The organism is Billgrantia hypersalina (assembly GCF_052584175.1).
On record NZ_JBMIQI010000004.1, the window covers coordinates 170,540 to 195,773 of the forward strand.

General features: G+C 59.3%; 21 protein-coding genes, 1 tRNA gene and 1 pseudogene. 12 read left to right on the top strand and 11 right to left on the bottom strand.

All coding sequences use genetic code 11. From position 1 onward, the window contains the following. Positions 1–126 precede the first annotated feature (126 nt). The 8 genes from ACOJCM_RS02945 to ACOJCM_RS02980 all read left to right on the top strand — a co-directional run bounded on the left by ACOJCM_RS02945 (position 127) and on the right by ACOJCM_RS02980 (position 11,837). Complete coding sequence (locus ACOJCM_RS02945) at positions 127–1,059, top strand: FCD domain-containing protein (protein ID WP_445210573.1); 933 nt, start codon at positions 127–129, stop codon at positions 1,057–1,059. A 37-nt stretch (positions 1,060–1,096) separates the two neighbouring features. Further along, a complete protein-coding gene (gene acnA / locus ACOJCM_RS02950) occupies positions 1,097–3,805 on the top strand; it encodes an aconitate hydratase AcnA (RefSeq protein WP_445210574.1) in 2,709 nt (902 codons plus the stop codon). A gap of 59 nt (positions 3,806–3,864) precedes the next feature. Continuing rightward, positions 3,865–4,587, top strand: coding sequence for a transporter substrate-binding domain-containing protein (locus ACOJCM_RS02955; protein WP_445210575.1), 723 nt, complete (start codon positions 3,865–3,867; stop codon positions 4,585–4,587). Beyond that, positions 4,584–5,627, top strand: coding sequence for an AbrB family transcriptional regulator (locus ACOJCM_RS02960; protein WP_445210576.1), 1,044 nt, complete (start codon positions 4,584–4,586; stop codon positions 5,625–5,627). The genes ACOJCM_RS02955 and ACOJCM_RS02960 overlap by 4 nt, the downstream gene beginning before the upstream one ends. A gap of 231 nt (positions 5,628–5,858) precedes the next feature. Then, positions 5,859–6,752 (top strand): LysR family transcriptional regulator, encoded by an 894-nt coding sequence (locus ACOJCM_RS02965; protein ID WP_445210577.1) that lies wholly within the window; start codon positions 5,859–5,861, stop codon positions 6,750–6,752. Positions 6,753–6,888: 136 nt separating this feature from the next. After that, positions 6,889–9,588: an aconitate hydratase AcnA gene (gene acnA / locus ACOJCM_RS02970; protein ID WP_445210578.1), complete on the top strand. Its 2,700-nt coding sequence runs from the start codon at positions 6,889–6,891 to the stop codon at positions 9,586–9,588. Between the two features lie 58 nt (positions 9,589–9,646). Further along, a complete protein-coding gene (locus ACOJCM_RS02975) occupies positions 9,647–10,708 on the top strand; it encodes a lactonase family protein (protein ID WP_445210579.1) in 1,062 nt (353 codons plus the stop codon). A gap of 136 nt (positions 10,709–10,844) precedes the next feature. Beyond that, positions 10,845–11,837, top strand: coding sequence for a Bug family tripartite tricarboxylate transporter substrate binding protein (locus ACOJCM_RS02980; protein ID WP_445210580.1), 993 nt, complete (start codon positions 10,845–10,847; stop codon positions 11,835–11,837). Between the two features lie 43 nt (positions 11,838–11,880). Here ACOJCM_RS02980 and ACOJCM_RS02985 read toward each other — a convergent pair whose 3' ends face one another. Further along, positions 11,881–12,057: a hypothetical protein gene (locus ACOJCM_RS02985; RefSeq protein WP_445210581.1), complete on the bottom strand. Its 177-nt coding sequence runs from the start codon at positions 12,055–12,057 to the stop codon at positions 11,881–11,883. A gap of 71 nt (positions 12,058–12,128) precedes the next feature. Between ACOJCM_RS02985 and ACOJCM_RS02990 the strand changes: the two genes are divergently transcribed. The 3 genes from ACOJCM_RS02990 to ACOJCM_RS03000 are packed head-to-tail and all read left to right on the top strand — an operon-like array spanning position 12,129 to position 15,093. Further along, the gene (locus ACOJCM_RS02990; protein ID WP_445210582.1) at positions 12,129–13,115 is read left to right on the top strand and encodes a Bug family tripartite tricarboxylate transporter substrate binding protein; all 987 of its coding nucleotides are present in this window, start codon (positions 12,129–12,131) and stop codon (positions 13,113–13,115) included. After that, positions 13,112–13,564 (top strand): tripartite tricarboxylate transporter TctB family protein, encoded by a 453-nt coding sequence (locus tag ACOJCM_RS02995; protein ID WP_445210583.1) that lies wholly within the window; start codon positions 13,112–13,114, stop codon positions 13,562–13,564. Before ACOJCM_RS02990 ends, ACOJCM_RS02995 begins: the two co-directional genes overlap by 4 nt. After that, positions 13,564–15,093, top strand: a complete 1,530-nt coding sequence (locus ACOJCM_RS03000) for a tripartite tricarboxylate transporter permease (protein ID WP_445210584.1) — start codon at positions 13,564–13,566, stop codon at positions 15,091–15,093. The genes ACOJCM_RS02995 and ACOJCM_RS03000 overlap by 1 nt, the downstream gene beginning before the upstream one ends. 517 nt (positions 15,094–15,610) lie before the next feature. Here ACOJCM_RS03000 and ACOJCM_RS03005 read toward each other — a convergent pair. The 4 genes from ACOJCM_RS03005 to ACOJCM_RS03020 are packed head-to-tail and all read right to left on the bottom strand — an operon-like array spanning position 15,611 to position 20,655. Further along, complete coding sequence (locus ACOJCM_RS03005; protein ID WP_445210585.1) at positions 15,611–15,838, bottom strand: hypothetical protein; 228 nt, start codon at positions 15,836–15,838, stop codon at positions 15,611–15,613. Beyond that, positions 15,831–18,899, bottom strand: a complete 3,069-nt coding sequence (locus ACOJCM_RS03010; protein ID WP_445210586.1) for an efflux RND transporter permease subunit — start codon at positions 18,897–18,899, stop codon at positions 15,831–15,833. Before ACOJCM_RS03010 ends, ACOJCM_RS03005 begins: the two co-directional genes overlap by 8 nt. Then, positions 18,899–20,038 (bottom strand): efflux RND transporter periplasmic adaptor subunit, encoded by a 1,140-nt coding sequence (locus tag ACOJCM_RS03015; protein ID WP_445210587.1) that lies wholly within the window; start codon positions 20,036–20,038, stop codon positions 18,899–18,901. Before ACOJCM_RS03015 ends, ACOJCM_RS03010 begins: the two co-directional genes overlap by 1 nt. 26 nt (positions 20,039–20,064) lie before the next feature. After that, positions 20,065–20,655 (bottom strand): TetR/AcrR family transcriptional regulator, encoded by a 591-nt coding sequence (locus ACOJCM_RS03020; RefSeq protein WP_445210588.1) that lies wholly within the window; start codon positions 20,653–20,655, stop codon positions 20,065–20,067. A 47-nt stretch (positions 20,656–20,702) separates the two neighbouring features. Between ACOJCM_RS03020 and ACOJCM_RS03025 the strand changes: the two are divergent. Further along, positions 20,703–21,266 (top strand): annotated as a pseudogene (locus ACOJCM_RS03025) (FAD-binding protein); the annotation flags it as partial. Between the two features lie 67 nt (positions 21,267–21,333). Here the strand turns inward: ACOJCM_RS03025 and ACOJCM_RS03030 are convergent. The 6 genes from ACOJCM_RS03030 to ACOJCM_RS03055 form a co-directional block, all read right to left on the bottom strand. Further along, positions 21,334–21,421 (bottom strand) — tRNA-Ser (locus ACOJCM_RS03030). A gap of 106 nt (positions 21,422–21,527) precedes the next feature. After that, on the bottom strand, positions 21,528–22,031 hold the full coding sequence (locus ACOJCM_RS03035; RefSeq protein WP_445210589.1) for a YiiD C-terminal domain-containing protein: 504 nt from the start codon (positions 22,029–22,031) through the stop codon (positions 21,528–21,530). Between the two features lies 1 nt (position 22,032). Then, on the bottom strand, positions 22,033–22,593 hold the full coding sequence (locus ACOJCM_RS03040) for a nitroreductase family protein (RefSeq protein ID WP_445210590.1): 561 nt from the start codon (positions 22,591–22,593) through the stop codon (positions 22,033–22,035). 72 nt (positions 22,594–22,665) lie between these two features. Further along, the gene (gene queF / locus ACOJCM_RS03045) at positions 22,666–23,499 is read right to left on the bottom strand and encodes an NADPH-dependent 7-cyano-7-deazaguanine reductase QueF (RefSeq protein ID WP_445210591.1); all 834 of its coding nucleotides are present in this window, start codon (positions 23,497–23,499) and stop codon (positions 22,666–22,668) included. Beyond that, positions 23,496–24,269: an ABC transporter permease gene (locus ACOJCM_RS03050; RefSeq protein ID WP_445210592.1), complete on the bottom strand. Its 774-nt coding sequence runs from the start codon at positions 24,267–24,269 to the stop codon at positions 23,496–23,498. The genes queF and ACOJCM_RS03050 overlap by 4 nt, the downstream gene beginning before the upstream one ends. Continuing rightward, positions 24,266–25,228, bottom strand: a complete 963-nt coding sequence (locus tag ACOJCM_RS03055) for an ABC transporter ATP-binding protein (protein WP_445210593.1) — start codon at positions 25,226–25,228, stop codon at positions 24,266–24,268. Before ACOJCM_RS03055 ends, ACOJCM_RS03050 begins: the two co-directional genes overlap by 4 nt. Between the last annotated feature and the right edge of the window lie 6 nt (positions 25,229–25,234).

Here is a 25,234-nt window from a genome sequence, read left to right on the forward strand (position 1 = left end):
TGGGCCGCTGGCCCGCCTCTCGTGCCACCTTCTCTTGATAATCCATGGCCTTCTTAGCGTTTGTTTTTCTATCAACAAAAAGATAAAATTTAGAAATAAAATCGCTCCTTATTCGAGAGCTACCGCATGAATAACGCACAACTCGACATCAACGCCGATACCCGAAGGAGTCGCTCCTCCGATGTGCTGGCAAGAAAGATCTGCGCCTCTATCGTCGAGGAGCGATTGGAAATTGGCTCTCATCTTCGGGAGGTCCATTACTCCGAAAGACTCAAGGTCTCTCGCACCCTGACTCGATCCGCCTTCAAGACCCTCGAGGAGAAGGGCATCCTCGAGCGCCGACCGAATCGCGGCTTTTTCCTTCGCGACGCCAACATCGCACGCCAGCAGATTCAGGAGCACTCAGCCGCCTCGATCGGGGTCGAGCTTCATCCCCTGTGCTACCTGCTGGCTCGTGATCACCTCCACGACGAACTGCCCGCCCAGTTCACCGAAGCCGATATCGTCAGGAAGTACGATGAGAGCCGTCCCAACGTCCAGCAGGCGCTCATCCAGATGGAGAAAGAGGGATGGATACGGCGCCTTCTTGGCTATGGCTGGGAATTCGGTGAGTTCCTCACCTCCGCGATCTCCTACGAGCAGTGCTATCGGTATCGTGCCCTGATCGAGCCCGCCGCCTTGCGTGAGCCTGGCTATCGAGCCGATGGCCAGGTCCTTCTCAAGCTCAGGGAAAGACAGCAGGCGTTGCTTCACGCCAAAGAGGGTTACTCACCGATCCAGATATTCAATGCAGGCGTTGAGTTCCATGAAGCCATAGTGAGCTTCTCCGGGAACCCTTTCCTGCTCGAAGGCATTCAGAAGGCCAATCGACTGAGACGTCTGCTCGAATACAGCGTTCACCCCACACGGCGTGAACCGCAGCGTGAGTGCGAGGACCACCTGCATATCATCTCGCTCCTCGAGCAGGGGCAGTATCTCCAAGCGGCTGACTTCCTTGAAAATCATCTGGTCAAGGCGAGGAAGGACAAGTCCGAAATCGTGAGAAGCATCCTGGGATAATCCGCCCCTGTCTTGCCCTTTCCAACAGGATCATTTAATGACGCCCCCCAGCATACCCCACTCCGAGGAGACACCTCCCAGAACCCTGACGGTCGATGACAGCGAGTACCGTTACATCGCCCTTGCTGATCTGGTCGACGAGGCACGGCTCGTAAGGATGCCCTTTTCTTTGCGCATACTGCTGGAGAATATCGCGCGGCGTTCCCCCCAGGGCCTGACGGACTTCCTGAACTTCCTCGCTGGTCGCGAGGCGGCGGGTGAGGTCAACTACTTTCCCAATCGCCTGATGTTCCATGACACCACCTGCCTGCCCGCCCTGGCCGACTTCGCCGGGATGCGCGACGCCGTGGCCGAGATGGGCGGCGAACCGCGACGCATCAATCCCGCCATCCCTGCCGTGCTGGCCATCGACCATTCGGTGATCGTCGAACATTTCGACACGCCGGATGCCTTTGCCCGCAACCTGGATATCGACTTCCATCGCAACGGCGAACGCTATCGTTTCCTCAGGTGGGCGGAGCGCAGCCTGAACAACTTCAGCGTGGTTCCGCCCGGCACTGGCATCATCCATCAGGTCAACATGGAGTCCTTGGCCGAGGTGGTATGGGTCAGCGAGGACGATGACGGCGGCCTGGCCTGGTTGCATCCTGACAACATGGTGGCCACCGACAGCCATACGCCGATGATCAATGCTCTGGGGGTGCTGGCCTGGGGCGTGGGAGGGCTGGAGGGCCAGGCCGCGGTGCTCGGCGAGCCGGTCACCCTGACCCTGCCCGAGGTGGTTGGCATCCGCCTCACCGGGCGTCTGGGTCCCTCGGTCACCGCCATGGACCTGGCCCTGCACATCGCCGAGCTACTGCGGGCGGAGGGGGTGGTGGGCAAGTTCGTCGAGTTCTGCGGCCCGGGGCTGGCGGGCCTCGACCTGGCGGCGAGGGCCACGGTGGCCAACATGGCGCCGGAGTATGGCGCGACGGTGGTGTTCTTCCCCTTCGATGACATCACCATGGCCTACCTCGGCCTCAGCGGGCGACCTGCCGCCCTGCGTCAGCGGGTCGCAGCCTACCTCGAGACCCAGGGGCTATGGCGCCACGACCACACGCCCGAGCCACGTTTCGACCGCTGCCTGGAGATCAACCTCTCGCGCATCGAGCCCAGCGTGGCCGGCCCCCACCAGCCGCACCAACGCCACCCGCTAAGCGAGCTTCCGGCCTCCTATCGTCGGCTCGCCCGCCCCGACAAAGGCGCCACCGAGGTGCTTGCCTCCAGCCATGCCGGCGTAGGCGACCTTCCCGACTGGGCCCGCACCCTGGATCACGGTGCGGTCGTCATCGCCGCAATCACTAGTTGCACCAATACCGCTAACCCGTCCGAGGTAATCCAGGCCGGGCTGCTGGCCCGTCGTGCCCGGCAACGCGGCCTGACGCGCAAGCCCTGGGTCAAGACCTCGCTCTCGCCGGGCTCGCGTGTGGTGGCCGACTACCTGCAACGGGCCGGCCTGCAGGACGACTTCGATGCCCTGGGCTTCTCGCTGGCGGGCATCGGCTGCATGACCTGCATCGGCAACTCCGGGAGCTTGATCCCCGCGGTCGAGGCCCGCGTCGATGCTGGCCTCGATGGGGTCGCGGTCCTCTCCGGCAACCGCAACTTCCAGGGGCGCGTCAATCCGCGTCTCTCGTCGGGCTACCTGATGTCGCCCGCCCTGGTGGTGGCCTACGCCATCGCTGGCGATGTGGACCGGGACATCACCCGTGAGCCCCTCGCCGAGGATGCGGCTGGTCAGCCGGTCTATCTCGCCGACCTGATGCCCCACGACGACGAGGTCGAGGCGATGATCCGCAAGGTGGTCACCCCCGAGGGGTACGCGGCCCACAACGCCACCCTCTGGGAAGGCACTGAGCAGTGGCAGAAACTCAATGCCCAGAGCAGCCTGCGCTTCCCCTGGCGGCCCGACTCCACCTACCTGCGGCGGCCGCGCTACCTGGAGGGCATCGACGAGGCGCCGCGCGAGACGCTGTCGATCCGCGACGCCCGGGTCATCATGCAACTGGGCGACAACGTCACCACCGACCACATCTCCCCCGCGGGGGCGATTCCTGCGGACAGCCAGGCGGGGCGCTACCTGATCGAGATGGGCGAGGACCCAGCCAACCTCAATCAGTACTCAACCCGTCGCAGCAACCATGAGGTGATGCTGCGCGGCGCCTTCACCAACCGCCGCGTCGACAACCGCCTGCCCGGCATGCCGAGCGGCGACGGCGTCTGGGCCCGCCCCCTCGACGGGGGTGAGCCGCGCCCGCTATTCGAGGCCGTGCAAGGCTATATCGAACACGACATCCCGCTGGTGGTCTTTGCCGGCATCAACTACGGCGCCGGATCGAGCCGCGACTGGGCCGCCAAGGCCCAGGCCCTGATGGGCGTGCGAGCGGTGATCGCCGGCAGCTTCGAGCGCATCCATCGCAGCAACCTGATCGGCATGGGCGTGCTGCCGCTGCAGTTGCCGGAGGATGTCGGCCCCGAGGCGCTGTCGCTGCGGGGCGATGAGCGGTTCGATATCGCCGTCCCAGAGCCGGTGGCGATCGGCGAGAACCCGGCCACCCTCTGCATCCACCGTCCCACGGGAGAGGACACCCGGGTCGAACTCAACCTGCGGATCGACTCCTCCCAGGAGCTCCACTACCTGATGCACGGCGGCATCCTGCCCTTCGTAGTGCGCAAGACCCTGGAGGCAGGGAGGCACCGTCGCTGAACACGGTTCGGGACCGTTTGAGTCGTATTTCGCCCCATCCCATCACACGGAGGTAGATCATGACGCAACCGAGTAACCAGACAGCGCGCTTGCTGGCGCCATCAGGAACGCTCCGGGCCGCCATCAACCTGGGCAACCCTGTCCTGGCACAGCGATCTGACGACGGCGAGCTGGGCGGGGTATCCGTGGCCTTGGCCCGTGAACTGGCCGACTGGCTAGAGATACCGTTGCGCCTGGTGCCCTTCGACGCTGCCGGCAAGGTGGTGGCCGCACTGGAGGAGGGGGCCTGGGACCTGGCCTTCCTGGCCCGGGATCCCAAGCGGGCCGAGACGATCTGCTTTACCGATCCCTATGTCCTCATCGAGGGCACCTATCTAGTCCCTGAGGAGGCGCCATACGCCGGTGTCAAAGACCTGGATCGCGACGGCGTCCGCATCGCCGTGGGACAAGGCGCCGCCTACGACCTTTTCCTTAGCCGCGCCTTGCAACGGGCCAGCCTAGTACGCGCCCCGACCTCCGCGGCGGCGGTGGAGTGGTTCGTCGACCAGGACCTGGACGCGGCGGCCGGGGTGCGCCAGCCCCTCGAGCGTTACGCCCGGGAACACCTCGGCTATCGCGTGCTAGCGGACGCCTTCACCCAGATCGAGCAGGCCATGGCCCTGCCGCGCGCGAGGCAGGGGGTGGCCGATGTTGTGGAGGGCTTTCTGCGTGAGCGCAAAGAGAACGGCTTCGTGGCCGAGGCGCTGGCGACGAGCGGACAGGATGCGCGGGTCGCGCCATGAGGCGGCTCGTCCAGCGGCGCGGCGGCATGATGGCGGTGGGGCACGCTCTGCTGCTTGGCGTGCTGGGAGGCCTCCTTTTCAAGCTACTGGCGCTGCCCCTGCCCTGGATGCTTGGCCCGCTGGTCGCCAACCTGGTCGCCTCGATGGCCGGTGCACGCCTCAAGATGCCTGGTCAACTTCGCGAGCTGTGTCTGGGGATAATGGGGCTGGTGCTGGGGGGCCAGGTCACCACCGAGCTGGTCGAGCGGCTACCGAGCCTGTCGCTCTCTCTGCTGCTGCTCTCCGTCGGTGTGGTGGTGGCCACCTATGTTGTCACCCTCTGGTACCGGCGCTGCGGGCTGGAAACCACCACCGCCTTCTTCTCGGCGCTACCTGGCGGCATGGCGGCCATGGTGGTGCTGGGGGAGAAGCTCGGCAACGACGTGCGTGGCATCGCCATGGGCCAGTCGCTGCGCGTGGTACTGGTGCTGCTGGTACTGCCGCCGCTATTTTGGGTGCTGGAGGGCGGCGTCAGCATGCGGGCAGAGGACGCCGGCACCCCGGGCTGGCAAGATGCCTGGCTGCTGCTGCTATTGGCCGTAGTCCCCCTAGGGCATCGCCTGCGCCTACCCGCCCCCGCTCTGCTCCTGCCGCTGACCCTCGGTGCCGCGCTTTCTGTCGGCGGGATCGGCAGCCTGCAGCTGCCGGCGTGGGCCATGGGGGCGGTGCTGCTGGTGTTGGGCAGCTCCATCGGTACCCGCTTCAGCGGCACTTCCGTCCGGGAACTGCTCGCCTACGGGCGGTATGCCCTGGTGGCCACCTTGCTCACTCTGTCGGTGCTAGCCGTCTTCGCCGAGCTGATACATCGATGGCTGGGGGTGCCGCGCGACATCGCCCTGCTCGCCCTGGCCCCCGGAGGCATGGCGGAGATGGCGGTGCTGGCCGTGGCCCTGGACATGGACCCGCTCTATGTGACCTTCCACCACCTCTTCCGGCTGGTCGCCCTGATGCTGATCGCCCCCTTCATCGCCCTGCGGATCGGCCGGCGGCAAATGGATTGACTGTTTCTTTGTTGCCACTAAGCGAAAGCGAAAAGGTCTACAAGGTGAAACGTTCCGTCTCAGCCCAGTACTCATCGAGATCGGACCGGTTGTGCATTGTGGACGTCATTCTCATGGGCGATCGTTGCTTAGGGACCGACCGTCGGATCACTGCCTTCTCCGTTCGTGAACCTTGTCGGGTTATAGTAGATTCAGCGTTCGCAACGCTGGCCCACTCCCGGATAGACACCAATGCGCTACGACCTGACCACCCTGAAGATATTTCTCTGCGTCGCCGAGGAAAAGAGCCTGACACGGGCTTCCGGGCGAGCCCACCTGGCGGTGTCGGCGATCAGCAAGCGCATCGCCGAGCTGGAAAGCCGTGTCGGGGCACCCCTGTTTACACGCTTCTCCCGCGGAGTGGAGCTGACCCCGGCGGGTCAGTCGATGCTCACCTACACCCGCCGGGTCTTCGAGACCCTGCATCAGATGGACGAGGAACTAAACGACTACACCGGCGGCATCAAGGGCAACATCAAGCTCCATGCCACCACCTCGGCGCTGGCCCAATTCCTGCCTGCGGATATCGAGTCTTTCACTGCCAAATACCCGGGTATCAAGCTGGATATCGAGGAGCGAGTCGGAGCCGCCATCGTCCGTGAAGTATCCGAGGGCCACGCCGATCTCGGCGTTTTCGCCAGTCATACCCCGGCACCGGATCTCGAGACCTTTCCCTATCGCAGTGACGAGCTGGCAGTTGCGGCATCGGTCAGCCATCCGATGGCGGATAGGGAGAGCGTGCATTTCTCCGAGTTCATACAATATGATCTTATCGCCTCCCATGGCGAAAGCGCCCTCTATGCCTTGATCACCCGAGAAGCACACAAGCTCGACATCACCCCGAAGATAAAGATCCGGGTCAGCAGCTTCGACTGCATGTGCCAGCTGGTGTCCTCCCGACTGGGCGTCGCGATCCTTCCCCGCCACGTCATCAACATCTACGCAAGGTCGATCCCGGTCATTGGTATCACGCTCGATGAACCCTGGGCAGAGCGACAGTTGCAGATCGGCATTCGTGATACCCGCATGTTGCCGCCGACAGCCAAGGCTTTCGTCGAGCACCTACGGCTCTCCTTACCGGCATAAGCCGCCTAATCAGCCGGTCTCACGCTGCGTTATCCCCCCACGAACGCTGGCTTGGCGAAGCTTCAATTTTTCTCTTGTGAGCGGTGCGTTAGCGTGTCTTCCATCGCGCCCCAGCCCGGCGCCCGAGGAGACTCGCATGAGTGATCACCCCTACGATACGCCTCCCCCACGCCAGTTGACGGTCAAGGGGCAGAATTATCGCTACATTGCCCTGGTCGACTTGGTGGATGAAGACCGGCTCGAACGGCTGCCCTATTCATTGCGCCTCCTGCTGGAAAATGTGGCCCGCCGTTCCCCGAATGCCCTTCCGGACTTCCTCGACTTCCTGATCGGCCAAGCGACCCAGGGCGAAGTCGGCTACTACCCCAACCGTCTGATGTTCCACGACACCACCTGCCTGCCCGCCCTGGCCGACTTCGCCGGGATGCGCGACGCCGTCGCCGAGATGGGCGGCGAGGCCAGTCGCATCAATCCGGCGATTCCAGCGGTGCTGGCAATCGATCACTCGGTGATCGTCGAGCACTTCGATCGTCCGGATACCTTTGCCCGCAACCTGGACATCGACTTTCACCGTAACGAAGAGCGGTATCGCTTCCTGAAATGGGCTGAGCGCAGCCTGGACAACTTCAAGGTGGTACCGCCGGGTACCGGGATCATCCACCAGGTCAACATGGAGTCCCTGGCCGAGGTGGTATGGGTCAGCGAGGACGATGACGGCGGCCTGGCCTGGTTGCATCCTGACAACATGGTGGCCACCGACAGCCATACGCCGATGATCAATGCTCTGGGGGTGCTGGCCTGGGGCGTGGGAGGGCTGGAGGGCCAGGCCGCGGTGCTCGGCGAGCCGGTCACCCTGACCCTGCCCGAGGTGGTTGGCATCCGCCTCACCGGGCGTCTGGGTCCCTCGGTCACCGCCATGGACCTGGCCCTGCACATCGCCGAGCTACTGCGGGCGGAGGGGGTGGTGGGCAAGTTCGTCGAGTTCTGCGGCCCGGGGCTGGCGGGCCTCGACCTGGCGGCGAGGGCCACGGTGGCCAACATGGCGCCGGAGTATGGCGCGACGGTGGTGTTCTTCCCCTTCGATGACATCACCATGGCCTACCTCGGCCTCAGCGGGCGACCTGCCGCCCTGCGTCAGCGGGTCGCAGCCTACCTCGAGACCCAGGGGCTATGGCGCCACGACCACACGCCCGAGCCACGTTTCGACCGCTGCCTGGAGATCAACCTCTCGCGCATCGAGCCCAGCGTGGCCGGCCCCCACCAGCCGCACCAACGCCACCCGCTAAGCGAGCTTCCGGCCTCCTATCGTCGGCTCGCCCGCCCCGACAAAGGCGCCACCGAGGTGCTTGCCTCCAGCCATGCCGGCGTAGGCGACCTTCCCGACTGGGCCCGCACCCTGGATCACGGTGCGGTCGTCATCGCCGCAATCACTAGTTGCACCAATACCGCTAACCCGTCCGAGGTAATCCAGGCCGGGCTGCTGGCCCGTCGTGCCCGGCAACGCGGCCTGACGCGCAAGCCCTGGGTCAAGACCTCGCTCTCGCCGGGCTCGCGTGTGGTGGCCGACTACCTGCAACGGGCCGGCCTGCAGGACGACTTCGATGCCCTGGGCTTCTCGCTGGCGGGCATCGGCTGCATGACCTGCATCGGCAACTCCGGGAGCTTGATCCCCGCGGTCGAGGCCCGCGTCGATGCTGGCCTCGATGGGGTCGCGGTCCTCTCCGGCAACCGCAACTTCCAGGGGCGCGTCAATCCGCGTCTCTCGTCGGGCTACCTGATGTCGCCCGCCCTGGTGGTGGCCTACGCCATCGCTGGCGATGTGGACCGGGACATCACCCGTGAGCCCCTCGCCGAGGATGCGGCTGGTCAGCCGGTCTATCTCGCCGACCTGATGCCCCACGACGACGAGGTCGAGGCGATGATCCGCAAGGTGGTCACCCCCGAGGGGTACGCGGCCCACAACGCCACCCTCTGGGAAGGCACTGAGCAGTGGCAGAAACTCAATGCCCAGAGCAGCCTGCGCTTCCCCTGGCGGCCCGACTCCACCTACCTGCGGCGGCCGCGCTACCTGGAGGGCATCGACGAGGCGCCGCGCGAGACGCTGTCGATCCGCGACGCCCGGGTCATCATGCAACTGGGCGACAACGTCACCACCGACCACATCTCCCCCGCGGGGGCGATTCCTGCGGACAGCCAGGCGGGGCGCTACCTGATCGAGATGGGCGAGGACCCAGCCAACCTCAATCAGTACTCAACCCGTCGCAGCAACCATGAGGTGATGCTGCGCGGCGCCTTCACCAACCGCCGCGTCGACAACCGCCTGCCCGGCATGCCGAGCGGCGACGGCGTCTGGGCCCGCCCCCTCGACGGGGGTGAGCCGCGCCCGCTATTCGAGGCCGTGCAAGGCTATATCGAACACGACATCCCGCTGGTGGTCTTTGCCGGCATCAACTACGGCGCCGGATCGAGCCGCGACTGGGCCGCCAAGGCCCAGGCCCTGATGGGCGTGCGAGCGGTGATCGCCGGCAGCTTCGAGCGCATCCATCGCAGCAACCTGATCGGCATGGGGGTACTGCCGCTGCTGCTCCCCGAGGGTGTGACTGCCGAGCAACTGGCCCTGAGCGGGGACGAAGCGATCGACATCGAGGTGGGCAGGTCCCTGGCGATCGGCTCGAACCCGGCGATCCTGCGCCTTCGTCGCCACGCGAGCGATGACACCCGGATCAAACTGAACCTGCGGATCGACTCCTCCCAGGAACTGCGTTACCTGATGCACGGCGGCATCCTGCCCTTCGTGGTGCGCAAGACACTGGAGGCCGAGCGGCACGGTCGCTGACTCCATTTCGCCATTCCAGCTCGAGGCGCGGCCTCGAGCGTGATACAGGACTCAATTCATGCTGGCTTACATCGGTTGTCGAACCACCCAACGACGCCAGGCACGCGGCAAGGGTATCAGCGTCTATCGCGTCGATGACTCTGCCCGGCACTGGGAACAGATCCAGTCGTTAGACGGCTTGACCAACCCTTCTTACCTCGTGATCAACCGCGATGGTGATAGGCTCTACTGCATACATGGCGATCGCAGCGAGATCAGCGCCTTCGCCATACATCCCGTTAGCGGGGAGCTCAGCTTCCTCAACCAGGTGAGTACCGGCGGTGCTAATCCGGTGCACCTGGCGATCGATCCCAGCGAGCGCTTCATCGTGGTCTCCAACCACATCTCCAGTTCCGTGGCTCTGATCGGACTGGCGCCGAACGGCGAGCTTCGCGGAGTGGTCGATTTCGTGGAACTGAGTGGCAAGCCTGGCCCGCACCGCATGGAGCAGCCCTTCTCCAAGCCCCATGCCAACCCCTTCACACCAGATGGCCAGCATGTCGTGGTTCCTGATAAGGGACTGGACTGCCTGTTCGTGATCCCCTTCGACGCCGACCGTGGCCAGTTGCTGGCGCAGCAAATGCTCAAGATTGCGACTCGCGAGGGGGCCGGTCCACGGCATATCGACTTCCACCCCGAGCGCCCCCTGGCCTACGTGGTCAACGAGCTTGATTCCACTGTCACGACCTATCGCATCGATTACGCCAGCGGCGAGATGCACCCGCTGCAGATCCTACCCAGTCTTTCCGCCAGCCACACAGGCAACAACCGTGCCGCAGGCATCGTGGTGCATCCGGCGGGACGGCATGTACTGGCCTCCAACCGTGGCGAGGACAGTCTCGCGCTCTTCGAGATCGATCCCCGCAACGGCCACCTGAGCCATCTCAGGAACCTCTCCTCGGGTGGCAGAACGCCGCGTTTCTTGGGCTTCGATGGCGGACCAGGGCGGCTTCACGTTGCCAACGAGGACGACGACAGCGTAGTGACTTTCGATAGCGATATGCTGTCGAGCCGAGAGCCGCCCCCCGTTCACCAACTCTCGACTCCCAGTCCAGTGTGTCTCGCCTTCCGAGACGATTGAAACGACTGCCACCAAGGCACCGGAAATGGCCGCAAGTCCAGCCTGGCATTCAAGGGTCAATCTTTAACCGGGCCCCCGGGCCACCTTCGGGTATCGCCACCGATACCCATCCGACGACAACAAGAGGTACATACCTATGTCAGAATTCTCCACATCTTCCCGGCTGCTTCCCATCGCCGCTCTGCTCTGGCCTTTCATGGCCCTGGCCAGTCCCCTCAGTGCCGAGGCGCCCAATGACCGACTGGAGTGCATTGCGCCGGCCGATCCCGGCGGCGGCTGGGATTTCACCTGTCGCCAGTTTGCGTCCGCCTTGCGCGAAACCGGAATCATCGACAACGGCATGCAAACCAAGAATATGGCCGGTGGTGCCGGTGGTGTGGCGTTCGCCCATGTGGTTAGCAAGCGGCAGGGCAATGACGGCCTGATCGTCGCCGCTTCCTCGTCGAACGCTACCCGGCTCGCCCAGGACCTCTATCCAGGCATGAGTGCAGATGACGTCACCTGGCTGGGGGCACTGGGTGCCGATTACGCCGTGCTCGCCGTCAAGCCGGACTCACCGATTGAGAACCTAGACGACGTGGTCTCTGCGCTGAAGGAGGACATCAAGTCAGTCAAGTTCGCCACGGGCAGTGGTGTCCTCGGCTGGGATCAAGTCAATGTGCTGCGTCTTCTGCACACCGCCGGCATCGACAACCTTAATGACGTGACCTACCTCGACTACAACAATAGTGCGAGCGCCGTCACACCGGTTCTGGGGGGGCATCTGGATGTATTCGTCGGGGATATTTCCGGTATCACCGGGTATCTTGAGAGTGAAGACTTGCGTGTACTGGCGATTCTCTCCGAGGAGCGGCTGCCAGCACCATTCGATGATCTGCCCACCGCCAGGGAGCAAGGCATCGATGTCGTAGCACCCAACTGGCGCGGCTTCTATGCTCCGCCCGGCATCAGTGAAGAGGACAAGGCGTTCTGGACACAAGCCATCAGCGAAGTCTACGCGAGCGATTACTGGCAGCAGGTAATGGACACGCACGGCTTGATGCCCTTCCATCTGACCGGCGACGAGTTCGACACTTTTTTCAGCGGACAGATTGACTCACTCAGGGAGGTCATTGGCAAGGTCAGGTGAGCACACCATGACAGCCACTTCCGAAGGCTCCGCCATGGGGCCTTCATTTTTTCATGCCCGGCAAAGCACCTTGTAACGCCCAACCAGTGTTACACCAAGGTCTATATAAATCACCGCAAGAAAATAAAAACCAAATAAATATCAATTGGATAATGAGACTATCCGAAACAGAAACCTCTTCTTTCCCGACCAGTAATTCTTTTCTTCCGTCAGGATGCATAGCCTCTCCAGTACACCTTGAAAGAATACAAACAACAAGGTAACCAGCCTCGACCAACTTGGAGCCCATTCATGAAATACCACCTTATTGCCTTGACCACCCTTTCCGCCTTGAGCATCGTCTCGTTCTCTGCTGTCGCCTTCGAGCCGAGCAGAAAAGTGGAGTGCATCGCGCCCTCCGATCCGGGGGGCGGCTGGGACTTCACTTGTCGTACTGGTGGCAAGGTGCTTTCCGAGCTTGGCCTCGTTCCCGGTAATGTGCAAACAATCAACATGGCGGGTGCTGGAGGTGGCGTGGCGTATGCCCACGTGGTCAGCAAACGCGAGGGGAAGGAGAACGTGCTCATTGCAGCCTCGACCGCCGTCCCCACACGGCTGGCACAAGAGCAATTTCCGGGTATGGATATGGAGATGGTGCGCTGGATCGGCACCCTCGGCTCCGACTATGGTGTCATCGCCGTGCCTACGGACTCATCTTATCAGGATCTTACTGACCTGATGGATGCCATCAAGGAAGACAGCCGCAGCGTAAAGTTCGCCGGGGCCAGTGCCAAAGGTGGCTGGGATCACCTCAAGGCCTTGATCGCCGCCAAGGCTGCCGGTGTCGACACCCTCAGGGAGATTCCCTACCTCTCCTACAACAACGGTGGCGAGGCACTGACCCAGGTGGTCGGCGGACATCTCGATGCCTTCACCGGCGACATTTCGGAGGCACGCGGATTCTGGGAGTCTGGTGATTTGCGGATTCTGGCTGTTCTGGCCCCCGAGCGTCTGCCGGGCGATTTCAATGGCATTCCTACCGCCAAAGAGCAAGGCATCGACGCCATCGGCCCCAACTGGCGTGGCTTCTACATGCCGGCGGGTATCTCCGAGGATGCCTATCAGTACTGGGTCGATGCCATCGAGACAATGTACGAAAGCGACGAATGGCAACAGGTGATGGAGAACAACGGCCTGATGCCCTTCCACTATACCGGGCAGGAGTTCAAAGACTTCATGGCCGAGCAAGTCGAGGATATTCGTGAGTTGTCCATCGAACTGGGGATGTTGCAGGAATGACCATCAACGATCGCATCTTCGGCATCCTGATGATCTTCGTGGCCGTCGCGTACGGCTGGGGTGCCGCTCAGCTTCCCGAGTCCTTCGGCGGCAGCGAGGCGGTGGGCCCCGAAACCTTCCCGCTGCTGTTAGCGGTGGTGCTGGGGCTCTCCAGCCTCTACATGGTGTTGCGACCTGACCCCGACAATGCTTGGCCCTGGAGCCGCACCGGCGTCGAGCTGATCGTCGCAGTCGTGGTGCTTGTGCTCTATGCCATGCTGCTTGAGCCGCTGGGCTTCATCCTCAGCACCACCCTGGCGGTGGGCACCCTGTGCTGGCGCATGGGCAGCGTGCCGATTCGCGCCTTCATTATCGGAGCGGCCGCCGGCGTGGTGGTGTTTCTGCTGTTCAACTTTGCCCTCGACCTCGCCCTCCCCCTGGGTGTGCTCTCGTTCTTGGAGGTGACCTGATGGAGACCCTTGGCTTCCTGATCGATGGTTTCGGGGTAGCACTCGCCCCGCAGAACCTGATATTCGGCCTTATGGGTGCCTTCCTGGGTACTCTCATCGGCGCCCTGCCGGGACTGGGGCCGGCGAACGGCGTGGCCATCCTGATCCCGCTGGCCTTCACCCTGGGCCTGCCACCCGAGACGGCGTTGATCATGCTGACCGCGGTCTATGCCGGCGCCATGTACGGTGGGCGGATCTCGTCGATACTGCTCAACATCCCCGGTGACGAGCCGGCGATGATGACCTGCCTCGATGGCTACCCCATGGCTCAGCAGGGCAAGGCCTCCGAGGCACTGGCGATCTCCGCCATTGCCTCCTTCATGGGCAGCCTGATCGCCACGGTGGGCCTGATCCTGCTGGCCCCGGTGCTGGCAAAGTTCGCCCTGACCTTTGGCCCGGCCGAGTACTTCGCCCTCTTTCTGCTGGCCTTCGCCACCCTGGGCGGCATTACCGGCAAGAACCCTATGAAGACCGTAGTGGCGGCCTGCATCGGCCTGATGATCGCCACCGTGGGCATCGATACTACCGGGGTGCAGCGCTACACCTTCGGCGTGCTGGAGCTCTACGAAGGCATGGACTTCATCATCGCTATCGTCGGTCTGTTCGCCATCTCCGAGCTGCTGTTCTTCATTGAGGAGAAGGCAGGGGGCGGCAAGGAGAAGATGGCGGTGAACAAGCTCTCGCTGAAGTGGGCCGATATCCGCGGCATCCTGCCGTCGAGCATCCGCGGGGGCATCCTGGGCTTCATCGCCGGCGTGCTGCCCGGTGCCGGGGCTTCGCTGGGCAGCTTCATCGGCTACACCTTGGAGAAGAAGGTGGTGGGCAAGAAGGGCTACTTCGGCCAAGGTGATCCGCGCGGCGTGGCCGGACCGGAGGCGGGCAACAACGGCGCCTCGAGCGGCGCCCTGGTGCCCATGCTGACGCTCGGCGTGCCCGGGAGCGGCACCACCGCGGTACTGCTGGCATTGTTGATCTCGATGAACATCACCCCCGGGCCGCTGATGTTCACCCAGAACGCCGACATCGTGTGGGGCGTGATTGCCGCGCTGCTGATCGGCAACTTCCTGCTGCTGGTGCTCAATATCCCGATGGTGGGGATCTTCGTCAAGCTGCTCTCAGTACCGCCGATGTACCTGCTGCCGATCGTGACGATGATCGCCTTCGTGGGGATCTACTCGATCAGCAACACCACCTTCGATCTCTACTTCATGGTGGTCTTCGGTGTAGCGGGGTACATCTTCCGCAAGCTGGAGATCCCACTGGTACCGATCATCCTCGGCCTGCTGCTGGGGCCGGAGATGGAGAAGAACCTTCGCCACGCCATGGACATCTCCGACGGCGACTGGACCATCTTGTGGAACAGCGGCCTCGCCATCGGCTTGTGGGTGTTCGCCGGCCTGGGGCTGATCCTGCCCTATATGGTCGGGCCGATACTCCGGCGTCGGATGAAGGTGGTTGCGGTGAACGCTGGCAACCCGGAAGGCGATTGAAGATAAGGACAGTTGCACTTCGTGTTGCTGCCTTCGTAGACGGTCTCGCTTGCCCCGGTCATGGCTGGGGCTTTTCGAATGTCGCTAGTCAACGAATTGCTATGAACCCGCCAATTAATCAAGTTAGACGTGCTATCCCCAACCCATGCAGCTAGCGCAAAGTGTGCTCGGGGTGAGGTGTGAGGTGTGAGGTGTGAGGTGTGAGGTGTGAGGTGTGAGGTGTGCCACTATTTCAAACAGAAAATTCTCTCGCACCGCTAATGCGAAAAAGGTAGCTGTTTACCATCTGAAATTTCGGCAACTCCTATTCCCGCTAAAAAACCGAACAACAATGAGCAAAAGATTAATGACAAGGCAAACCAAAATAAAACGCTTCGTTTAGCAGCTCCCATTGCCATAGCAAATGCAGCTGCAGCATGTACCCCTATCAGAAAAGGACCAAGAAAAGCTAAGCCAGGAACACCGAATTTTTCAAGAATTCGGTGTTTTCGTTCATTCCTTCCAGGTTTAAATTTGGCTAAATCATCCGTTTTAGTTTTTTTACCCAACGGCGGACAAAAGCAGTTACTTTCTCACTGGCGTATATAACTGGAAGCAAGGATAAAAAGTTGCCGATAAAACCAGCGACAGCTGCCGGAAACCAGGGCAACCCTGCTATAACCCCTAAAGGCACAGCTATCCAAACTTCCAGGACTGGTATAGCAGCCCCTACGAATACACTTATGTAGAGCATGAGTTCATTCAACTGAAATGGCTCCTTTGTGTTGAGGGGATTTTTTATGGAAAAAAATCACATACAAACTTGGAACGACTATGAAAGAAGCAATAGTACCTGAGATAAGTCCACCCATAATAACCACATTGAACGACCTCCACAAAGGATCGTTCGCTATGAGTAACGGAAGGAGTCCAAGTATTGTTGTTATTTGGGTTAACATGATTGGACGGAATCGTTCCATCAAAGCTAACTTCAGCGAATCGAGCTCAGATTTCCCAGATTCTTTCTCAATATCGACTTGCTCAATAATTAACATCGCGTTCGAGACAATAATCCCTATTAGGGCGAAAATGGCTAGATTCGCCATAAAATCGAAAGGAAGACGAAAGATAACCAGCGCAAGCAGCAAACCGATTGCACAAAAAGGTACACTTAAGACGATTATTGCCACTTTTCTAAAAGAGTTATACTTATAAATAAACAGTATAACCATAGCCAAGACACACAATGGCAAGAAGGCAAATATAGCTTCTTCTGTGACTTCACTTTCTTCAATCTCACCACCAAACTCTACCCTAACGCCGAATTTCGCCTTTACTTCCTCAAGCGTGCCTGAAATTGAGTTAACTAATTCTTTTGATGTCATTGAAGGATTCAACGCAGTCACCGTTACCGTCGGCGTTAAGTTGCGTTTCTTAATAATGGAGGGATCAAATTTAGTCTCAATAGTCGCAATGTCAGACAGATAGACAGGTCGAGTCGAGGACTGGGGAAAAATTTGAATGTTTTCCAATTGCGCCAATGACATGTCCCCTGCAAGATTCGTCGTTACAACAATAGGAAGCTGGTGCTCTCCTTCTCGAAGCACAGAAGCATTTTCTCCCAAACTATGTTCGCGGAGAGCTAACAAGATGTCTTCACGAGTCACCCCTGCGGATAGGGCAGCGGGACGATCAACCTTTACCAGGAAGTTAGTAACGGAACGCTCCCAATCTTGCTTTACTTTAATGGTGTGCTCTACCTCGTTGAGAGCCCCTTGAATAGTTTCGGAAGCTTTTAGAATATTCGATTGATTGCTACCAACCAGACGAATAGTGGCTTCTCCTGGTGGAGTAGAGCCCATAAAAAACGGATTGATTTCAAGTTCCGCAAACGGATACTCAGAGGGCATTTCCGCTCTTAGCTTATCGACAAACTCGCTGACAACCGTGCCTTTGGTAACGTTTACAACAAGATATGCCGAATGGGGAGCCGGTTCAGGAGGATTTAGACCCAGGATAAAGCGAGGCCCTCCATCACTCACATAGGCTGTTGCTCCAGTAATTTCCGGAAACTGACTGTCATCACTCAACCACTGAGTCATTTCTTCGGCCACTACAGCTGTTTCTTCTGCTGGCGTATTCGCTGGAAGTTCAACAGATATTTGCAGCTGGTTGCGTTCAGACGGCGGAAAAAAAGCCTCTGGGATGGTGCTTGAGACGAATAACGCCACGACAAGGCTTAAAACCGAAGCACTGAGAAACAACTTGGGACGCGAAATAACCTTGTCCCAAAAGGAAGACATAACCTTCATTACAGATGAAGGCTGGCCTCCAGATATTCCTCGGGTCGTGGACGATAGATTGATAAACCACTTAGCCATGATCGGCGTTAACATCGTAGCAACAAACCACGAAACGAGCAGCATCACCCCAATAACAATGGTCAGTGTCTGCATATAAATAGCAGTAATGTTGTCAGTGAACACCGGGGGGGCAAAAGCCAATATTACGGTTAGGCTAGCAATTAGAATGGGCGTCCCCAGCGTTTTTCCCGCATATAAAGCAGCCGACTCTCTCTCTTCGCCTTGCGCTACCCTTTTCGAGATGTCCTCAACAATGACCATGGGATTGTCAACGAGTATACCTAAAGCAATGATGAAAGACGCTATGCTTACTTCGTTAAGCTCTATCCCAAAAACTCGTAGAAAAACTAACGTGATAATACCGGTTATAGGAACAGCCAGCGCCACCAAAGATCCAGCGCGAAGACCCAACGCAAGTACAGTGACAATTGTCACGACAAGAATGGTTTGTAGTAGCGTTGAGATCATTTTTGATATCACTTGATCGACAACTTTACCCTGATCAGTGATGGTTTTCATTTGAAAACCAACCGGTAGCTCACTCTCCCATTCGGTCAGCTTACGGCGCAGTTGCTCATTAAAATCCACCATATTGATCCCGGGTGCCATATAACCTGCGACAACAATTGCACGGTCACCATCGAGATAGGCTGCGCTATTCAGAGGCCTGGCCGGGATTCTGGTAACATCGGCAACCTCACTTAAAGGGAGCATGGATCCGTTTGGTAGCGATATTAGCATTTCCCTAATTTCGCTCAGTTCGTCATAGCCGTTCTGAACGAAGACCCGACTTTCCTGAGTGTCAAAATTGACATGTGCTACCTGCCCGAGGGAGTTGCTTTTACTCAGCTGCAAATAGATGTCGTTAGGGTTCAGTGAATACTGCGATGCCACAAATGGTTTGAGTTCTATTGATATCTGCTCATCAGCAACACCATGCAACGTAACTTTATCCATCCCTGGGATGCTATAAAGATAATTACGAAGTTCATTTGCTTTATCTCTCAATTCTCTGAAAGAATAATCCGTGGCACTTAAAGCCACAGTCATTACCGCAACGGCATCATAGTTATCATTGACGAATGGGCCCGAAATACCCTCCGGAAGCTCGTTGAGCACATCTTGCATTTTCGCTCTGACCCGAAGCCAGGTATGCGAGTAGCTCGGAGTACCGTCCTTTATTTCAAGAGAAAGATAGACTTCGCCTGCCCTTATTGAGGTCGTAATATTTTTTGTCTCTTCTAATTCTCGCAACGCTCGCTCAATGGGGCGCGCAACAAGGGCCTCTGTCTCATAAACATCCAAGGCTGGGTGGTAAGCCGTTATGATGGTTTGGTTGATAGGTAAGGTGGGTTCCTCACGGGAAGGATAATCCGGATATAACGCCAGCCCTGTGATCGTCAATATTATGAATACAAATAAAACGAGTCGGCTATTTTTTATCGAAAAAGCAGTAATAGACATTATCGTTTTTCCTCAGCTGGCCGAACTTTCTGACCATCACTGATAAAGGCAGAACCCGCAGCAATATATGAATCCCCCTCCTGAAGACCACTTTTAATCCGGTAGCCAAGTTGTTCAGCGCTAACAATACTTATGCCTGTTTTACTAACTCTTCCGGTTTCTTCGTTGTATCGGTAAATAAAAGGCTGACCATCTGTAGGCTCAGCTACAACTGAACCGTGAGGAACAAAGATCACGCCTTCTTCGTCGGGTATTCGATAGTTGACACTAACCACTAATCCTGGCGAAGGTTGTCTTTCTCGGATATCTTCAAGACGAAGTTTAACGGGGAAATTTAACCCGTCGTTTGCTCGCTCCCCCAAATGCTCTACGGAGGCATTAAAAGAAGCACCCCGGTAGCTAACAGTTGTCTCTAGTTCTCTTCCATTTGATATATACGCTGCTAGATCACCGGGAATTGACGACTCAACGATGAGTTTTTCCATGCCGTCAAACGTAAAAGCGACTTGATTAGGAGTGACTTCTTCGAAGGGTTCGATACTACGACTTGAAATGACACCATCATAGGGCGCCGTTATAGCGGTTTTAGAAAGGTTTCGCTCTGCCAGCTTAATTTGTGCCTGGGCCTCACGGAGCGTCGCTTGAGCGCTTTCGTATGCCGATCTGGCGGCATCAAAATTCTGTTCAGATACAGAATTATTTTCGCGCAAACGCGCAAGTCGCTCGTAATTTGTTTTCGATTCTTCAAATGTAACCCGCGCTTGCTCTGCTTCAGAGCGAGCGCTCTCAAGGGCTATCCTATAGGGTTCCTCATCCAGCACCGCCATCAAGTCCCCAGTGTTGAGCCGCGCTCCAATATCCGCGAACACGGTGACCACTCGTCCTTCGACACCGAAGGATAACTGGCCTCGCCTGTCTGGCTGTGTCACCCCTGGAAAATGAATACTCTTAGCATAAGCGCTTTCGGCTACTCGGTTAATGGATACCACTCTGACGTTTTCACTAGCAGTTTGAACCGGTTCTTCACTACAGCCCTGTAACAACAATAATATAAAAATAAGAATACTTATCGAGAAAACGCTAGAAGCGCGCACCAAATATATATGCAATCGATCGTTTATATAAATAGGTGATGTCACTTTCCAATATCCTATAAATAAAAATACTAAGACAAAGGTCTTAAAATCGTGTGTATAAACAGTCTCAACATATCAGGCGAATACTCGGCGCCAGCCGTTGCAATATGGCAGGATATTCCGTCAACATACGCGAAAATAAAATGTGTTATCTGCTCAGGTGTTAAGTGTCGACCAATTACACCGGCGTCTTGTAACCTTTTAAACATTGAGCACGAAACATCATAAAGCTCTTTACTAGAATCAAGTACGATTTTCTTTATCTCGGGATTTCTAGAGGATTCCGCGAGGATTTCTAGGTACATAATCGTTCCGATTCTGTCACCTGTAAGATAGGCTTCTTGCTCCAAAGCTGCTTGAAAATCGTCAGCAGTTCCTATTCTTTTCAAAGCCTCCATATCTCTAGAAAAATACCTTTTGGCAATTTCTAAGATTAAATCGCTCTTTGATGAGAAATACTGATAAAGACTGGCTTGGCTGACTTTAGCCGTTCGCGAAATCTCAGCCATCCCTGCCCCATGAAAGCCTTTTTTCACGAAACACTGAATGGCGCCATTGATGATGCGTTCTATTTTTGCTTCGCGTGCGGCATAGTTAATGGGACGGCCTACAGTTGCCATAATTTTGCCACTTATTTAAATGATCGATCAACCATATAAAAAATCCTTTGGCCTGTCAAGCTGTCGACGCCCACCAGCTGGCCGAGCCCATGGGCGCACTGTTGACCGAACTCGCCGGTGACTATCCCATCTCCTGACCGCCGCCTCCATCACCGGCAAGAACGTACTGCCGCCATTGAGTATGTCGACAGTGTGGTGGAGAACAGCCAGCCGCCTTCGTCAAGCGGGAGCTGGCCCAGAGCGACCGCCCCGAACTCGCCGCCGCCAAGGTGGCCATCTCGGGCGGTCGCGGCATGGGCAGCGGCGAGAACTTCAAGCTGCTCGACGGTATCGACGACAAGCTGGGCGCGGCCAACTGCGCCTCGCGTGCGGCGGTGGATGCCGGCTTCGTGCCCAGCGACATTCCGGTGGGGCAGACCGGCAAAATTGTGACGCCCTTACTCTACATCGCCGTGAGCATCATCGGAGCCATCCAGCACTTGGTCGGCATGAAGGACTCCAAGGTAATCGTGGGGATCAATAAGGACGAGGAAGCGCCAATTTACCAGGTGGCGGATTACGGCCTGATGGGCGACCTCTTCAAGATCATGCCAAAGAGCCTAGCGCTTTGAGGCAGGTCAGCAGGTGGGGGGTGTAAACGAAAAAACCAGCCGTAAGTAGCTGGTTTACTTGAACTAGTGGCGGAGGGGGAGGGATTCGAACCCTCGAAGCCTTTCGACTTACACACTTTCCAGGCGTGCTCCTTCGACCACTCGGACACCCCTCCACATTGTGGTTCTTCCACCTGGGGCAGTGCCCTTGTGCGTGAGAACGGCGCAAAGTCTAACGGCTTAAGTGCGCGTTTGCAAGCCGGTTTTCAGCTTCCGGTGGTGTCAGCCGGCGGGCAGGACAGCGTAGTCGCCGCGGGCTTCAAGGCACAGGGTGTCGTCGCACCAGAGCTGCTGCGCCAGGCCGATACGACCGCGCCCTCGACTCGCCAGGCGCTCGGCCAGCGTCTCGGGTCCCTGCTCGCTTTCGGGAGCACACACCAAGCGATAGTCGCCGGTAACCGGCGCCAGGAAACGCTGGCTGGCCTCGGCCACCACGACGTCGCGGGCATGCCCCCGTTCGCGCAGCCACAGGGTGGTCCAACACCAGCCCAGCAGAGTGGTCTGGGCGGTCAGCGCACCGCCGAAGCCGGTGCCCTTGTCGTTGAGGTTGGGCGCGAGTGAAAGCTCCCACACCAGCCGCTCCCCTTCCCTGCGCATCTCGCGGATGCCCAGGTGCTCGACCATGGGGATGGCATCACTTAGCCAGGCAACGAAGGTCCGGAGGTCGTCTCGCTCTCCCGGCTCGGGCAGCGGCAACCGTGGGTGGGGTACGCCGATGTCGCGCATGTCAGGTCCAGCGTTCGACGAAATCGCTGATGCGGTGCTCGGCTACCGGCTTGTGGCGCCCTCCGAGTTGCCCGATGTAGATGAAGGCGATCAGTTCGTCCTTTTCCTCCAGGCCCAGCCCCTTGCGCACGGTGGGGTCGAAGGCGTACTTGCCGCTGCGCCACATGGCGCCGAGCCCCAGGGCATGGGCGGCTAACAAGACGCCGTGGGCGGCGCAGCCGGCGGAGAGCACTTGTTCGATCTTTGGCACCTTTTCCACGTCGGGCGTAACCTTGGCCACCACCGCCACTATCATCGGCGCCCGCAGCGGCTTCTTGCGCACGGCGTCCAGGGCGGCATCCTCGATGCCGGGATCTTTGCGATACTCGGCCTCGGCGAAGAGCTCGCCCAGCCGCTCGAGCCCTTCGCCGGAGAACTCGATGAAGCGCCAGGGGCGCAGTTCCTTATGGTCCGGTGCCCGCAGCGCGGCGCGATAGATCGCCTCCATCTGTTCGGGGCTCGGCGCCGGTCCGGTCAACTTGCCCATTGAACTGCGCTCGTGCAACAGGGTGAGTGCGTCCATACGGTTTCCCTTGTCTGTCGAAAATTTCATCGAACCGACTGTACCACGAAGCGCTTCCCTGTCGTGCCAGGCCTATTGACGGGACAGGCGAAGGGGCTCTGGCGGCCGCTCGCCCGGCGTGGCACGCCAGGGGCTGATGTCGAGCCCGCCGCGGCGCACGTAACGCGCCAGCACCAGCAACCGCTCGGGGCGTGCCTTGGCCATCAGGTCCATGAAGATGTGCTCGACGCAGTGCTCGTGGAAATCCTGATGCTGGCGATAGCCGATCAGGTATCGCAGCAAACCCTCGCGGTCGAGCCTGGGACCGCAGTAGCGGATCAGTACGCTGCCCCAGTCGGGCTGGCCGGTCACCGGGCAGTTGGACTTGAGCAGGTGCGAGTAGAGCGTCTCCTCGACGATGTCCTCGCTCACCCGAAGATGGTCGGCGCTGGGCGTATAGTCGTCGATCTCGACATCGAGCTCGTCGAGGCACTCTCCGGGCAGCCGGCACGCGGCGAGCGCTTCGTCATCAACGCCGAACAGTTTCACCGACACCGGCGCGCCGGCCGCCTTCGCCAAATCGCGTTCCAGGATATCGATCACCTGCTCGCGGCTGTCGAACCGCGTCTGGTTGAAGCTGTTGAGGTAAAGCTTCCACGACTTCGACTCGATCAGGTTGGGCGACTCGGCCGGCAGGCGAAAGCGCGCCACGGCCACCCGGGGCTTGCCGCGGGCATTGAGCCAGCTGACTTCGAAGGCGTGCCACTCGTCCTCGCCGACAAAGGGTAGCCTGCCCTCCTCAATGCCCAGCGGTGCACGATTGGCGGCACGCGGTATGGGATAGAGCAGGCCGGCATCGTAGTGCTCGGGATAGGCGGACTCGCGCCCCAGCGGGGCATGCTCGAGGGTGTCGGGACGATGATTCATGATCGGATACCTTTGCCCTGCTCCAGCATCCACAACGCGACGGCGAAGAGCACGACAATGAAAGCGACGATGGCAGCCAGTGCCCAGCCCACCGGGATATCGGAGACGCCAAGGAAACCGTGGCGGAACAGATTGACCATGTAGAGGATCGGGTTGAGCAGCGAGGCATTCTGCCAGAACGTCGGCAGCAATGAGATCGAATAGAATACGCCACCCAGGTAGGTCAGCGGCGTCAGCACGAAGGTCGGCACGATGGAGACGTCGTCGAACTTGTTGGCCAGCAGCGCATTGATGAAGCCGCCGATGGAGAACAGCGCCGCGGTGAGCACCACCACCCCAATGGTCAGCAGCGGGTGCGCCACGCTGAGGCGGGTGAAGAACAGCGACACGATCGTGACGATCAGGCCCACGCCCAGGCCGCGCGCCATGCCCCCCAGCACGAAGCCGGCAAGTATCACCCAGTTGGGCATCGGCGACACCATCATCTCCTCCACGCTCCGCTGGAACTTGTTGGAGAAGAAGCTCGAGGCCACGTTGGAATAGCTGTTGGTGATCACCGCCATCATGATCAGCCCGGGGACGATGAAGTCCATGTAGGTGAAGCCGTCCATCTCGCCGATGCGCGAGCCGATCAGGCTACCGAAGATGATGAAGTACATGGCCATGGTGATCGAGGGCGGCAGCAAAGTTTGCGGCCAGATTCGCGTGAAGCGCTTGATCTCCTTGAATACCAGGGTCCAAAGCGCAACAGCGACTTGGGTGGCATTCATTTGCCCACCTCCGCCTGTTCGGCCTGGCGGCTCTCGTCGTTGCCCCGTTCTACCATCGACACGAACATCTCCTCCAGCCGGTTGGCGCGGTTGCGCATCGAGACCACCTCGATGCCCTGCTCACCCAGCGCGGTGAACACGTCGTTGAGGCGCTGGCCGCGGTGCACCACCACGGAGAGCTGGGCGTTTTCCACCTTGTGTACCTCGAAGTCCGCGATGTGCGGGGCCCGCTCCACCGGATGCGCCAGGTCGAGCAGGAAAGTCTCGGTGTCAAGCTCGGCGAGCAGGCCGCGTACGCTGGTGTTACGCACAATCTCGCCGTGGTTGATGATCGCCACGTTGCGACAGAGGCTCTCTGCCTCTTCCAGATAGTGCGTGGTGAGGATGATGGTGGTGCCCTCCTCGCGATTGATACGGCGCATGTACTCCCACATGCTGCGGCGAAGCTCGATGTCGACCCCGGCGGTAGGCTCGTCGAGAATCAACAGCTTGGGCCGGTGCATCAGCGCGCGGGCGATCATCAGCCGGCGCTTCATGCCGCCGGAGAGCATCCGCGCACTGCCGTTGCGCTTGTCCCACAGGCCGAGATCCTTCAACAATCGCTCGGCACGCGGTAGCGCCTCGCGACGCGGCATGCCGTAGTAGCCCGCCTGGGCCAGCCCGATGTCGAGTACCTTCTCGAACTGGTTGAAATTGAACTCCTGGGGCACCACGCCCAGGTGGTACTTGGCACGGGCGAAGTCGCGGTCGATATCGATACCGAAGATCGAGACCTGGCCGGCTGTCTTCTGCACCAGCGAGCACACCACGCCCAGGGTGGTGGACTTGCCGGCCCCGTTCGGGCCCAGCAGGGCGAAGAAGTCGCCCTGCTCGACGTCGAGGTCGATGCCCTTCAGGGCGTGGAATCCGTTGCCATAGACCTTGGTGAGGCCACGGATCGACAGCGCCGGTTCAGCCATGAGACA